This is a genomic window from Acinetobacter sp. 148 (assembly GCF_031196675.1).
Taxonomy (GTDB): domain Bacteria; phylum Pseudomonadota; class Gammaproteobacteria; order Pseudomonadales; family Moraxellaceae; genus Acinetobacter; species Acinetobacter baumannii.
Genome location: NZ_JAVIMT010000074.1, coordinates 22,534 through 35,451, shown reverse-complemented (window position 1 = coordinate 35,451; position 12,918 = coordinate 22,534). Strand labels below are relative to the sequence as shown.

Below are 12,918 nucleotides of genomic sequence, written 5' to 3'. Positions count from 1 at the left end.
ATGTCAACAAACCCTAATAAAAGGAGTGCTATGGCACTCCTTTTTTATTGTCTACTCAAAATGTTGTTCATTTGCAACAATACCTTATTTCTACATATTTTATGCATATAGTACCTACTTGCTTCAGTTGGTATTGTTTGTAGTTATGAAAAAAGTTTTACAAGGTGCATTTTTCCCATTTGTGATTTTTGCTTCAGGTATGTTATTACTTGGATGTGATCAGGCACAAGACCACGCAAAGGAACAAGAATCCGTTCAGACTAACGATCAAATATCAGAACAAGCTGATGACTCTCAACAAGAAATCACCGCTACACAAAATAAAACTGAATTAAAAAATGGTAATGTTTTTTATATCGTTCGTGATGCCGCTAACTTACAGTTAAAGGCTGGCGACTATATCGAAAAGCTCAAGGACACTCAACTTGACGTTGAACAAGCCATTCAAGATAAAGATCAGCATGAGCTAAAAACAACTGTGACGACTTTGAAAGCACAGTTAGAAGGTTTAAACCAAGCTTTGCTTGGTTTAGATATCAGAAGTCAGGAAGTTGAAAATATCCGTCAAAGCCTACTACAGGCAAACCAGCAAGCTTTAAGCATGCCTTTATTAAATGGGAAATTAGAGCAAATTAATTTCGACCAAATTGAAAAGCAACTTAATACCATCCAAATGGATATGGTCAAGCTCGCTGCTATGATTATGGCAGGAGATGAACAATCAGATTCAAAAACTGATTCTTAATTTTCTTTTTAGCAATAAAAAAAGCCACCGAAAGGTGGCTTTTTCAATCTCGAACCGTGTCTTATTGAGCGCGGTTTTTGATTTTACGGATAGTTTCAAGCTGTGCAGCGGTTTCTGCTAAGGCAGCCAACGCAGCAGCTGAGTCCAAATCACTCTTTTGGTTTGCAAGCAATTGTTCAGCATTTTTACGTGCTTCTAAAATTGCAGCTTCATCCAAATTGTCAGCGCGGATTGCAGTATCTGCAAGAACCGTCACAACATGAGGTTGAACTTCTAAAACACCGCCAGATACATAGACGATTTCTTCTGTACCATTTTCCAACAGAACACGAATCGGGCCCGGTTGAAGCAAGGTTACAAGTGGAGCGTGACCAGGCAAAATACCAAGTTCACCACCTGCACCTTTCGCGATTAACATCGTCACTGCGCCAGAGTAAATTGACTCTTTAACACTTACGACATCACATTGCATAGTCGCCATGAGATGATCTCCTTAAATTAGAGTTTCTCAGCTTTAGCAATCACTTCGTCAATACCACCAACCATATAGAACGCTTGTTCTGGGATGTGATCGTATTCACCAGCTAATAGACCTTTAAAGCCACGAATCGTTTCTTTAAGTGGTACTAATTTACCAGGAGCACCAGTAAATACTTCAGCTACGTGGAATGGTTGAGAGAAGAAACGTTGGATTTTACGCGCACGGTAAACAACCAATTTATCTTCTTCTGCCAATTCATCCATACCCAAGATTGCGATGATGTCTTTAAGCTCTTTATAGCGTTGCAATACGTTTTGTACTGCGCGCGCAATTTCATAGTGCTCTTGACCAACAACTAATGGGTCTAACTGACGTGAAGTTGAGTCAAGTGGATCGATCGCTGGATAGATACCAGAAGATGCGATGTCACGGCTCAATACTACTGTTGCGTCTAAGTGAGCAAATGTAGTTGCAGGCGATGGATCTGTTAAGTCATCGGCAGGTACATATACTGCTTGGATCGAAGTGATCGAACCAGATTTAGTAGATGTAATACGCTCTTGAAGAACACCCATTTCTTCTGCAAGTGTAGGTTGGTAACCTACCGCAGATGGCATACGACCTAACAATGCTGATACTTCAGTACCTGCAAGTGTATAACGGTAGATGTTGTCGACGAATAATAATACGTCACGACCTTTACCGTTTTCGTCTTTTTCATCACGGAAGTACTCAGCCATAGTCAAACCAGTTAACGCTACGCGTAAACGGTTACCTGGTGGCTCGTTCATCTGACCGTAGACCATTGCTACTTTGTCAAGAACGTTAGAATCTTTCATTTCGTGATAGAAGTCATTACCTTCACGAGTACGCTCACCAACACCAGCAAACACAGATAAACCTGAGTGTGCTTTCGCGATGTTGTTGATCAATTCCATCATGTTAACGGTTTTACCAACACCAGCACCACCGAATAAACCAACTTTACCACCTTTCGCAAACGGGCAAAGTAAGTCAATTACTTTAATACCAGTTTCTAAAAGGTCAGTAGAAGCTGCTTGTTCAGCATAAGAAGGCGCTTGACGGTGAATCGGCAAACGTTCTTCAGTCGCAACAGGACCTGCTTCATCGATAGGACGACCTAAAACGTCCATGATACGGCCAAGAGTGGCTGTACCAACTGGAACAGAGATCGGTGCGTTTGTGCTAGTTACAGTAAGACCACGTTTAAGACCTTCTGTAGAACCCATTGCGATGGTACGAACAACACCATCACCAAGTTGTTGCTGAACTTCCAAAGTAGTTTCAGTACCGTCAACTTGGAGAGCGTCATAGATCTTTGGAACGCTTGTGCGCTCAAACTCGACGTCGATAACCGCGCCGATGATCTGAATGATACGACCGCTACTCATTGCTGTCTCCTCAATTCAAACTTAATAATGTTAAACGGCAGCGGCACCACCAACGATCTCAGAGATTTCCTGAGTAATCGCGGCTTGACGCAGCTTGTTATAGATGAGTTGTAAGTCTTTGATAAGCTGACCTGCGTTATCTGTCGCTGCTTTCATTGCGACCATACGTGCAGATTGCTCACATGCGACGTTTTCAATCACACCTTGATAAACCATAGACTCGATATAGCGAACTAATAAACCATTTAGCAATTCTTCTGCTTCTGGTTCATAGATGTAATCCCAACCATAAGTACGGTTGAGGTCATCGCCTTCTTCTGCTGGTGCTAAAGGAACAAGTTGCTCAACTTTAGGCTTTTGTGTCATTGCATTGACGAAACCATTTGATACGAGATAGATACGATCTAATTCGCCTTTATCAAATGCATCAAGCATAACTTGCACTGAGCCAGTTAACTGTTCCAAACTAGGGGCATCACCAATTTGAGTGGTTGCACCCAGCACTTTACCGCCGTAATTCTTAAAAAACGAAACCGCTTTTTGACCAATCAAAGCAAATTGAACTTCAATTGACTGCTCTTGTTGTGCTTTGACATGCTGCACAACTTTCTTGAACAAGTTAATGTTCAAACCACCTGCCAAACCGCGATCTGAAGATACAATGATGTAACCAACACGCTTAACTGGGCGGTCCACCATATAACGGTGTTTGTATTCAGGGTTTGCTTGTACCAAGTGAGCAATTACACGGCGCATATTATCGGCATACGGACGGCCCTGAGCCATGCGCTCTTGCGCACGACGCATTTTTGAAGCAGCTACCATTTGCATCGCGCGAGTAATCTTTTGCGTGCTCTTGATACTAGCTACTTTGGCGCGAATTTCTTTTAAATTTGCCATACGCTTAACCTAGTATTCGAAAGCCCTTTCGAGCTTCCGAAGGTTGATCCGTGAACCAAACTTAACTAAAACTGAACTTAGTAAGTTTGAGTCGCTTTAAAGCTTTCAATACCAGCTTTGATTGCTGCTTCGATGTCTTTGTTGTAGTCACCAGTTTCATCGATTTGTTTCATCAACGGAGCATATTCTGAACGGAAGTAAGCAATTAACGCAGCATCAAAGTCTACGATTTTCTTAACTTCTACGTCAGCCATATACCCTTCGTTAGATGCATAAACAGAAACAGCTTGGTCAGCAATTGAGTAAGGAGCATATTGTTTTTGCTTCATTAACTCAGTTACACGTTGACCATGTTCAAGTTGTTTACGAGTTGCTTCATCAAGGTCAGAAGCAAACTGAGCAAACGCAGCCAATTCACGGTATTGCGCTAAAGCGGTACGAATACCACCAGACAATTTTTTGATGATCTTAGTTTGAGCAGAACCACCAACACGAGATACAGAGATACCCGCGTTCACAGCAGGACGGATACCTGCGTTGAATAATGATGTTTCTAAGAAGATCTGACCGTCAGTAATCGAAATTACGTTTGTTGGTACGAATGCAGATACGTCACCTGCTTGAGTTTCAATAATTGGCAATGCAGTTAAAGAACCAGTTTTACCAGTTACTGCGCCATTAGTGAATTTCTCAACGTATTCAGCAGATACACGTGAAGCACGTTCAAGAAGACGTGAGTGAAGATAGAATACGTCACCTGGATACGCTTCACGACCTGGTGGACGACGTAAAAGCAATGAAATTTGACGGTAAGCAACAGCTTGCTTAGACAAATCATCATAAATGATAAGAGCGTCTTCACCGCGGTCACGGAAGTATTCACCCATTGTACAGCCAGAGTACGGAGCTAAATACTGCATTGCAGCAGGATCAGCAGCCGCAGCAGCGACAACAGTTGTATACGCCATAGCGCCAGTTTCTTCTAGCTTACGTACAACGTTTGCAATTGTTGATTGTTTTTGACCAATCGCAACGTATACACATTTAATGCCAGAGTTTTTCTGAGCGATAATCGCATCGATCGCCATTGCTGTTTTACCAGTTTGACGGTCACCAATAATCAACTCACGCTGACCACGACCCACAGGAATCATGGTATCAACTGATTTATAACCAGTTTGAACAGGTTGGTCTACAGATTGACGCCAAATTACACCTGGTGCTACTTTTTCAACAGCATCAGTTAATTTTGCATCAATTGGGCCTTTACCATCAATTGGGTTACCCAAAGCATCTACGACACGGCCAAGAAGTTCAGGACCAACTGGAACTTCTAAAACACGACCTGTACAACGAGCTTTTTGACCTTCTTGAAGGCTTAGGTAGTTACCTAAAACAACGGCACCCACTGAATCCTGTTCTAGGTTCAGTGCCATACCAAATAAGCCGCCGTCGAATTCGATCATTTCACCGTACATTGCATCAGCAAGACCGTGAATACGCACGATACCGTCGGATACCATAACAATGGTACCTTCGTTTTTAGCGGTCGCGCTGGTGTCCAGATCTCCGATACGCTGTTTAATGAGCGCACTGATCTCGGATGGATTCAGTTGTTGCATTGCGCTATTCCTCAATCTTTTATTAGTTCAGTCTTCATCATTTGCATTATGCAAGAAGACGAGTACGCATTTTTTCAAGCTTGTTAAGCGCAGAATCATCTATCACTTGATCGCCTGCACGAATTACAACACCTGCAATAAGCTCAGGTTTAACTTCAACTGAAACAGTTACTGTGCTGTTAAAACGCTTTTCTAAAGCAGATTTCAACAGTTGCTCTTGTTCAGCAGTTAACGGGAAAGCCGATTCAATCACGACATCCACATTGTTGTTATTCTGTGATTTAAGCTGTTCATATTCTGCTGCAATTTCAGGTAACAACACTAATCGATCGTTATCTGCAAGAAGTGTCAAAAAGTTAGACACTGCTTGAGACTGATCTTCACCTAAAACTTTAGCAAAAAGCTTCACTTGCTCCGCAGGAGTAAGTTCAGGGCGATTTAAATAAGCGGAAAATGCTTCGTCTTGCACCGCAGCACTGAGCACTTGTAACGCATTCGACCAATTGTCTGTTGCACCTTGCTCAGAAGCATAAGCAAATGCTGCTTTGGCATACGGACGTGCCAACGTCAAGAGTTCAGCCATAATTCGCCTCGCTTAAAGTTTAGCAGCCAGCTGAGACAGCATGGCGTTATGAGCTTCTGCATCAACTTGTTGGTTCAGGATCTTTTCTGCACCAGTTACTGCCAAGGCAGCTACTTGTTGACGTAATTCTTCGCGAGCAGAATTGATTTCTTGATCAACAGCTTCTTTAGCCTGTTGACGAATACGCTCACCTTCAGCCGCAGCTTGAGTACGAGCTTCTTCGATCAATTGCGCTGCACGACGGTTCGCTTGTTCGATCAATTGAGCCGCTTGTGCTTTAGCCGCATCAAGCTCTTGCTTTACTTGCGCTTGTGCATCGGCAAGGTCAGCTTTCGCTTTTTCTGCTGCATTTAAGCCATCAGCGATTTTGCGCTGACGCTCACTAATCGCATTGATTAGTGGTGGCCAAACAAACTTCATGCAGAATGCGACAAAAAACGCAAACGCAATCGCTTGACCAATCAATGTGAGGTTGATATTCATTGCAATTCCTCAAATAGTGGATTTAGGAATTAAGCTGATTAACCTACAAATGGATTAGCGAAGATGAAGAACAAGCCAATACCAACACCGATCATAGGCACAGCATCAAGAAGACCCGCGATTAAGAACATACGAGTTTGAAGTTGTGGAGCTAATTCTGGTTGACGAGCAACAGCTTCTAAAAAGCGACCACCCAAAAGACCAAAACCAATCGCAGTACCCAAAGCACCGAAAGCGATCAAGATAGCAGATGCAATTGCAACTAGACCTAAAGTGAGTTCCATGAAAAATTCCTCAGAGGTTAGGTTATTACCAAATTAAATTAAAAAAATTCAGCCCAACCATCGTTTGACAGTTAGGCAATACCATTAATGTTTTTCGCTTGCCATGCTCAAGTAAACGATGGTAAGCATCATAAAGATGAATGCCTGCAACGTGATTACAAGAATGTGGAAGATCGCCCAAGGCACAGATAACGCCCATTGAATCCAGAACGGCAATAATGCGATCAGGATAAAGATCAACTCACCGGCATACATGTTACCGAATAGTCGGAGAGCCAATGAAATAGGACGAGCAAGGAATGTTACCAATTCCAAAATCAAGTTCACTGGAATAAGCAACGCTTTTGCAACTGGATTACTTGGGTTAAATGGGTTAAGTGCCAACTCGCCTACGAAACCGCCAACACCCTTTTCGCGGATGCTGTAGAACAAGATAAGTACAAACACAGATAAAGACATACCAAGGGTAATGTTTGGATCTGTAGATGGAACGATCTTGAAGTAAACGTGGTGAGGGTCCATACCAAATACGTTAGCACCCACAAATGCAGCAACTTGAGGAATCCAGTCAACTGGGATCAAGTCCATTAAGTTCATGAGGAAAATCCACACGAAAATAGTGAGTGCAAGAGGAGCGATTAAACGTGATTTGCCATGAAAAGTATCACGGACACTTGAGTCAACAAACTCAATGATCATTTCAATTGCAGATTGGAATTTTGTTGGAACGCCAGCATTTGCAGCTCTCGCAACTATCCAAAATAACAAACAGAAAATCACACCAAGGCCAATTGACCAACCCATTGAATCCAAGTGAATTGCAGTGAACCCCATCGAATGAGCTTCTTCAGCAGTCTCAGCCAATTTCCATGTACCATCTGGCATTTTGCCATAGGTCATATTGGTCAAGTGATGCTTGATATACTCTGTCGAAGTGAGGGCATGTTCTTCAGCAGCCATAAATCACACCTGGTCAATGTCAATTACTAAAAAGAAGGGAAACGAACATCGGCGTACTGTCGATATCTCGCCACCCTCCAAAAAATCTTCAATTCTTCTTGTTTCTATACCCGTTTTTGTAGACGTGACACCCAAAAAGGAGCAACCCACGACATCGCTTGAACGAGAATAAAACCAAACAGCAATGCTAACGGTGATAAAGGTTTAACATTGCTCAAAATCAAAATAAATCCAACGATCATGATTGCAAATTTGCCTAACATGCCCCTATACATGTTAGACAGCACTTGTTTAGATGCTCTCGCACCTGCCGTTCTGAAGGATTGCCACGCAAAATAGCTCGTAGCAAGCCAGCAGACCAATGCACCAAGTGCCGCACTTAATGCTGCTGTCATGTCTTTTATGCTCCACGCCACAAGTGCGGAAACAGGGATCATGCATGCTTGTAAGAAGACCAAAGCTTTTGCTAATCGTCGGTCAATCAAGCGACTAGTTTGGCTCATTTTTATCCACTCACAGCATAAATGCTTGACAAGTTTAGCTGATGATCGCTTTTAATCGCAGGCATTATAGAGTTACACCCCTGAACATGCAATCTTTTCCCGACTTTAGTCGGGGTTTTTCGTGACAGGTGGTGCTGACGCTACAGTCAGCCTTTGTTTACTTTTTATCTCACTTTTGCGTATTTAATACACATTTATCAGTTTTTATCGCCAGTTTCTTCCATGCTGTTACAAAATTATCTTCATTATTCATACTTTCATCAACGGGTTGGAAGGTAATACTACCCAGTTTTTGATATTGCCCTTTTGTTGTAAAACTTTCTGCAAGTAAACACATCTGAGCTTTTGGTCGACTATCATTAAGGTACTTTATTTGTGCCGCTGTAGGAGCTACATGCGGATCATCCGTTAAAGCACCCGCAAACTTTAAGTTTAGCGAACGCTCCAAATATTGATAAGCATCATGATAAGACCAATACGGTTTACCGTTGCTTGAGCTATCGTAAGCTTGAGCCGCCTGCAACATATTTCGTGCAAATGTATTTGCATTATTCCAATACTTCGCTTTGTTTTCAGGATGCTGTTGTGAACGTAAAGCTGCAATAAAAAAGCCAATACGTACTGCATTGTTTGGTTCTAGCCAGACATGCGTATCCACAGTATTTGGTAACGCAGCCCCACGTGTATTGCGCTGCGGCAAAATAGAAAGAATACCGCTATCTAACAAAGCAATTGCTTTCTTATTGTTACTTAGCAATTTGTTGAGCGGAGCTTCATGAGCTTTTCCTAACCAGATCACTAAAGAAGCATCGTTAATTGCTTTACGATGTGCTGGTGTTAACTGTACATCATGCCCACTTTGCCCTTGAAGCAATAACTGGGGTTCTTCAACTCCTTTGGTAATTTCTTTTGCAATCAAATAGATTGGGTGCGTAGAGACAACCAAACCCTGACTCCAACCTAACGTACTCATAAGAGAGAACATACTGAAAACAAAAACGCGGAACATGACAGACCATCAATTAGTAATAGCTCGAAGCATGTTATAATATAACAAAGTTACAAAAATACCTAAGATTAATCGAATGAAGCACCGCTTCATGCTAATATTCCATTAAAAATTTGAGGTTATGTCTATGAGTTCTTGCATGCATGAACATCATGATTCTTTGCATGGTGTACATGATCACCATAATGTCGCAAGTCGTTTAGCTGAAGCAGAAACTTTATGTACTGCGGTCGGTGCACGCCTTACGCCTTTGCGTAAAGAAGTTCTTGAACTCATTTTAAATGCTTCAGGTCCTATGGGTGCCTATGACTTATTAGCACGTATTAAAAGTCAAACAGATCGCCCTGCCGCCCCTCCTACTGTTTATAGAACTTTAGACTTTTTATTAGAAAAGGGTCTTATTCATCGCTTAACATCTATTAATGCTTATATACCATGCTGTCACCCACGTGAAGGTCATCAGGCTGCATTCCTGATTTGTACCGAATGTCACACGGTTAAAGAAGCATCTTCACAAGGTCTAACCCAACAACTTGACCAACTTGCAGCTTTAGATGATTTCGCAGCACAACACAGCATTATAGAAATTTCGGGGAAATGCCAGCAGTGCCGCACAGCTCGCTAAATCCTGTTTTGATTCAACTTGAACAGGTCTCTGTTCATCGTGATCAGCGGGATATATTAAAAAAAGTTGATTTTGCTCTGCATGAAAATGAAATTGTGACCTTAATTGGTCCTAATGGCGCAGGTAAATCAACTTTAATTAAAGTTCTACTTGGTATTTTAAAGCCAAGTAGTGGACGCGTCATAAGCAATAAAAAACTAAAAATGGCTTATGTGCCTCAGAAATTTAATCCATCTCATAGTCTTCCTTTACGGGTACAAGATTTATTAGATCTGGAAAAGTGTAGCCCTGCCCTTCGTCAGGAAATTATTCAAGACACCGGTATTGCCAAACTACAACAATCAAAAGTTCAGCAACTTTCTGGTGGAGAGCGCCAACGTGTACTGCTCGCACGTGCTTTACTTAGAAAGCCAGATATCCTCGTTCTTGATGAGCCTATGCAAGGCTTAGATATTCAATCAGAAGCTGAGCTTTATGAATATGTACGTAGTCTGCCGGAGCGTTATGGTTGTGCTATTTTAATTGTTTCCCATGATTTACAGTGGGTCATGCAGGGAACTCAACGCGTTGTCTGTTTAAACAAGCATATATGCTGTAGCGGCTTACCAGAAAGTGTTCAGCAGCATCCTGAATACCAAGCAATATTCGGTACTCAGCGAGTTTTCTATCAACATCATCATGATCACTGTGCGCATGGTGACGCTGCACACCCCTGCCCTCACAATAGCAGACCTCACATTCACCCGGAACCGGAAGCTTAAGCCATGATGGAATGGTTACAATTATTGTTACCCGCATGGATTATGGGAACCTTATTAGTCTTTTTGACTGCACCACTTGGTTGTCTCATGCTATGGAGACGTATGTCTTTTTTTGCAGACACCATGGCACATGGAACCTTACTTGGGGTAGCAATTGCTGGTGCTTTAAGCCTTCCTCTCTGGCTTGGCGTAGCAGGTACTGCAATTTTATTAGTCGCTATTTTGTGGGCCTTACATGACAATCGTTTACCAAACGATGCTTTACTTGCCCTATGCTCAGCAACATTACTATGTAGTGGCCTCCTGTTTATTCAACATGTTCCAAGTTTAAGACCGGAGCTTTTAAGTTATTTGTTTGGTGACTTACTAAGTATTGATTGGCCAGACCTACCTGTTTTCACATTAATTATTGCAGTATCACTGGCAATTCTTTATCGCTTTTGGCAGCCTCAAATTCAAATTGCAATTGATCCGGATATTGCAATTAGTGAAGGTGTGAATGCGAAATGGCAACGTCTCATTTTTATGTTATTGCTAGCCTTATTTACAGTACTAGCTTTACGTGCAGTAGGTTCACTTTTAATGGGGGCACTACTGGTTATTCCAGCATTGAGCGCTCGATTACTCGCTCACTCACCAAAGCAGATGGTTATTTGGGCCTTTGTTTTAGCTCAACTCGGTGTCAGTGTTGGCCTATGGTCAAGCGCAGCACTTAATATCTCGACTGGCCTCAGTATTGTTTTATGTATGGCTTTAAGTTTTGCACTTATCTTTATGGTTCAAAAAATCAAAAATCAAACTCAAGCGGCCTAAATCAGGCTGCTTGATGGACCGTACTTAGCAATAATGCTGCACAACTAAACATGACAGCAAAACCACGGTTCAAATATTTTTGTTGCTTAGGAGAACGCAGCAATCTTAAAACTTTTGAAGCTAGCCCTGTATAACCAGCCATTACAATCAAATCAATCGTAACCATAGTGGCTGCCATAATCAGGTATTGTATCCATTGGGGTTTGCTTAAATCTAAGAACTGAGGCAAAACTGCCAATAAAAATACGATGGCTTTAGGGTTACTGATATTGACTACAAATCCATTGAACAGCAGAGCAGAAACAGATTTATCCTTTTTTTCGTGTTGAATTTCTATGTCTTTTACAGGTGCTGTCCACTGCAAATAAGCTAAATACAATAAATAGGCTACCCCAAACCACTTAACGGCTTGAAAAGCCAACGGGGTCGTTGCGAATAGAACACCTACACCCGCAGCTACAATCATGATTTGAATTAACAAGGCGATTTGCAAACCGATCGCATTCCAGTAGCCATGTCTAAAGCCATAATTTAAGCCGCTCGACATAGAAGCAATAGCCCCTGCTCCCGGAGAAATACTAATGACCCAACAGGCCAACATATAAGCAAACCAAACTTGCAAAGACATAGCGAAATAGATAATAAAAGTGGAATTATACCGTTTTATAAAACTATCGTGGCGATAATTCAAACAATAAAATCAATAAATAGACTACTAACGGCTCTTCGCATCAGGCACAATAATTGAAGCTCATACTAAATTATAATTGAGGAGAGATCTTCTAATGACTGCTCAATCTGTCATTTTGCCATTACCATCTGATCATGCCCGTTTTATTGTTCTTCGTTTAAAAGATTTAACAATTGCTGAATTAAAAGAACAACTCGAAGCTTTATTCGAAACACGTGACCGTCTCATTACTCAACATTCAGACGCACAAATTAAAACAGCAGTCGCTTTTGGTCCAGAACTTTGGAAGCAGCTTTACAACCAATCTCCTGCTGGTTTTAAACAACTTGAACCAGAAAATGGCGCATTCAATATGCCAGTCGTACCAGCTGATGTGCTTATTCACATTGCCAGTATGCGTTCTGATATCTGTTTTGCTTTAAGCCAAGCATTTTTTGAAGGGATTAAAGATAAAGTTGAAGTTCTGGATGAGCGTGTATGCTTCCGTTACTTCGATGGTCGCGATATTACTGGCTTTATAGATGGTACTGAAAACCCTCAATTTCCAGACGACCGCGCAGAAACCGCTCTCCTCCCAGAAAGTGCTGGAGTATTTGCAGATGGTAGTTTCATATTTGCGCAGCGCTATGCACACGACTTGGAAAAATGGAAAAAACTTAAAGTCGATGCACAAGAAAATGTCATGGGCCGTACCAAGCTTGAATCTATTGAATTAGATGATGATGTTAAACCGGAAAATGCCCATGTCGCTCGTACTGTCGTTGAAGATGAGGAAGGCGAAGAAATGGAAATCCTACGTCACAGCTTACCTTATGGTGACGGTCGAGGTGATCAAGGTTTATTCTTCATTGCTTACACTAAAGACCTGAGCATTATTGATGCGATGTTAAAGCGCATGTTTGGTACAAGTGGGGATGGCATTCATGACCGCTTACTGCACTTCGTGACACCACTTGACGGGGCATATTACTTTGCACCAAGTGAAGAATTATTAGAAGAAATTTTAGAGGCTTAAAAGAAAAAAAGAGGAGCTTAAGCTCCTCTTT

16 protein-coding genes are annotated in these 12,918 nt (G+C 41.8%); 5 read left to right on the top strand and 11 right to left on the bottom strand.

The features are described from left to right. The first annotated feature begins 145 nt into the window (after positions 1-145). Positions 146-745 carry a hypothetical protein gene (locus RFX69_RS13315; protein ID WP_000757145.1) on the top strand — a complete coding sequence of 200 codons (600 nt, stop codon included), beginning with the start codon at positions 146-148 and terminating at the stop codon, positions 743-745. 61 nt (positions 746-806) lie between these two features. Here RFX69_RS13315 and RFX69_RS13310 read toward each other — a convergent pair whose 3' ends face one another. The 10 genes from RFX69_RS13310 to RFX69_RS13265 form a co-directional block, all read right to left on the bottom strand. After that, entirely contained in the window at positions 807-1,226 is a 420-nt protein-coding gene (locus RFX69_RS13310) for a F0F1 ATP synthase subunit epsilon (RefSeq protein WP_000224542.1), read from the bottom strand. Positions 1,227-1,243: 17 nt separating this feature from the next. Continuing rightward, the gene (gene atpD, locus RFX69_RS13305; protein ID WP_000094481.1) at positions 1,244-2,638 is read right to left on the bottom strand and encodes a F0F1 ATP synthase subunit beta; all 1,395 of its coding nucleotides are present in this window, start codon (positions 2,636-2,638) and stop codon (positions 1,244-1,246) included. A gap of 30 nt (positions 2,639-2,668) precedes the next feature. Continuing rightward, positions 2,669-3,538, bottom strand: a complete 870-nt coding sequence (atpG, locus tag RFX69_RS13300) for a F0F1 ATP synthase subunit gamma (RefSeq protein WP_001284971.1) — start codon at positions 3,536-3,538, stop codon at positions 2,669-2,671. A gap of 77 nt (positions 3,539-3,615) precedes the next feature. Continuing rightward, entirely contained in the window at positions 3,616-5,160 is a 1,545-nt protein-coding gene (atpA, locus tag RFX69_RS13295) for a F0F1 ATP synthase subunit alpha (protein ID WP_001186635.1), read from the bottom strand. Positions 5,161-5,206: 46 nt separating this feature from the next. Further along, a complete protein-coding gene (locus RFX69_RS13290; RefSeq protein WP_000818995.1) occupies positions 5,207-5,743 on the bottom strand; it encodes a F0F1 ATP synthase subunit delta in 537 nt (178 codons plus the stop codon). Positions 5,744-5,755: 12 nt separating this feature from the next. Continuing rightward, positions 5,756-6,226, bottom strand: coding sequence for a F0F1 ATP synthase subunit B (locus RFX69_RS13285; protein WP_001024691.1), 471 nt, complete (start codon positions 6,224-6,226; stop codon positions 5,756-5,758). Between the two features lie 38 nt (positions 6,227-6,264). Continuing rightward, positions 6,265-6,510, bottom strand: coding sequence for a F0F1 ATP synthase subunit C (gene atpE / locus RFX69_RS13280; protein ID WP_000424060.1), 246 nt, complete (start codon positions 6,508-6,510; stop codon positions 6,265-6,267). A gap of 84 nt (positions 6,511-6,594) precedes the next feature. Then, complete coding sequence (atpB, locus tag RFX69_RS13275) at positions 6,595-7,470, bottom strand: F0F1 ATP synthase subunit A (protein ID WP_000718586.1); 876 nt, start codon at positions 7,468-7,470, stop codon at positions 6,595-6,597. A 104-nt stretch (positions 7,471-7,574) separates the two neighbouring features. Next, the gene (locus tag RFX69_RS13270) at positions 7,575-7,973 is read right to left on the bottom strand and encodes an ATP synthase subunit I (protein ID WP_000084237.1); all 399 of its coding nucleotides are present in this window, start codon (positions 7,971-7,973) and stop codon (positions 7,575-7,577) included. A gap of 169 nt (positions 7,974-8,142) precedes the next feature. Continuing rightward, a complete protein-coding gene (locus RFX69_RS13265) occupies positions 8,143-8,982 on the bottom strand; it encodes a metal ABC transporter solute-binding protein, Zn/Mn family (protein ID WP_000490209.1) in 840 nt (279 codons plus the stop codon). A 127-nt stretch (positions 8,983-9,109) separates the two neighbouring features. Here RFX69_RS13265 and RFX69_RS13260 point away from each other — a divergent pair, with 127 nt between their 5' ends. The 3 genes from RFX69_RS13260 to znuB are packed head-to-tail and all read left to right on the top strand — an operon-like array spanning position 9,110 to position 11,181. Further along, complete coding sequence (locus RFX69_RS13260) at positions 9,110-9,607, top strand: transcriptional repressor (protein ID WP_000093118.1); 498 nt, start codon at positions 9,110-9,112, stop codon at positions 9,605-9,607. Then, the gene (gene znuC, locus RFX69_RS13255) at positions 9,580-10,368 is read left to right on the top strand and encodes a zinc ABC transporter ATP-binding protein ZnuC (protein ID WP_289332826.1); all 789 of its coding nucleotides are present in this window, start codon (positions 9,580-9,582) and stop codon (positions 10,366-10,368) included. The genes RFX69_RS13260 and znuC overlap by 28 nt, the downstream gene beginning before the upstream one ends. Before the next feature lie 3 nt (positions 10,369-10,371). Beyond that, positions 10,372-11,181: a zinc ABC transporter permease subunit ZnuB gene (znuB, locus tag RFX69_RS13250; RefSeq protein ID WP_000970834.1), complete on the top strand. Its 810-nt coding sequence runs from the start codon at positions 10,372-10,374 to the stop codon at positions 11,179-11,181. A 1-nt stretch (position 11,182) separates the two neighbouring features. Here znuB and RFX69_RS13245 read toward each other — a convergent pair whose 3' ends face one another. Further along, positions 11,183-11,809 (bottom strand): LysE family transporter, encoded by a 627-nt coding sequence (locus RFX69_RS13245; RefSeq protein WP_000058352.1) that lies wholly within the window; start codon positions 11,807-11,809, stop codon positions 11,183-11,185. A 157-nt stretch (positions 11,810-11,966) separates the two neighbouring features. On the opposite strand from RFX69_RS13245, the gene RFX69_RS13240 reads away from it, so the two are divergent. Next, positions 11,967-12,887: a Dyp-type peroxidase gene (locus RFX69_RS13240; protein ID WP_000126803.1), complete on the top strand. Its 921-nt coding sequence runs from the start codon at positions 11,967-11,969 to the stop codon at positions 12,885-12,887. Positions 12,888-12,918: the final 31 nt, after the last annotated feature.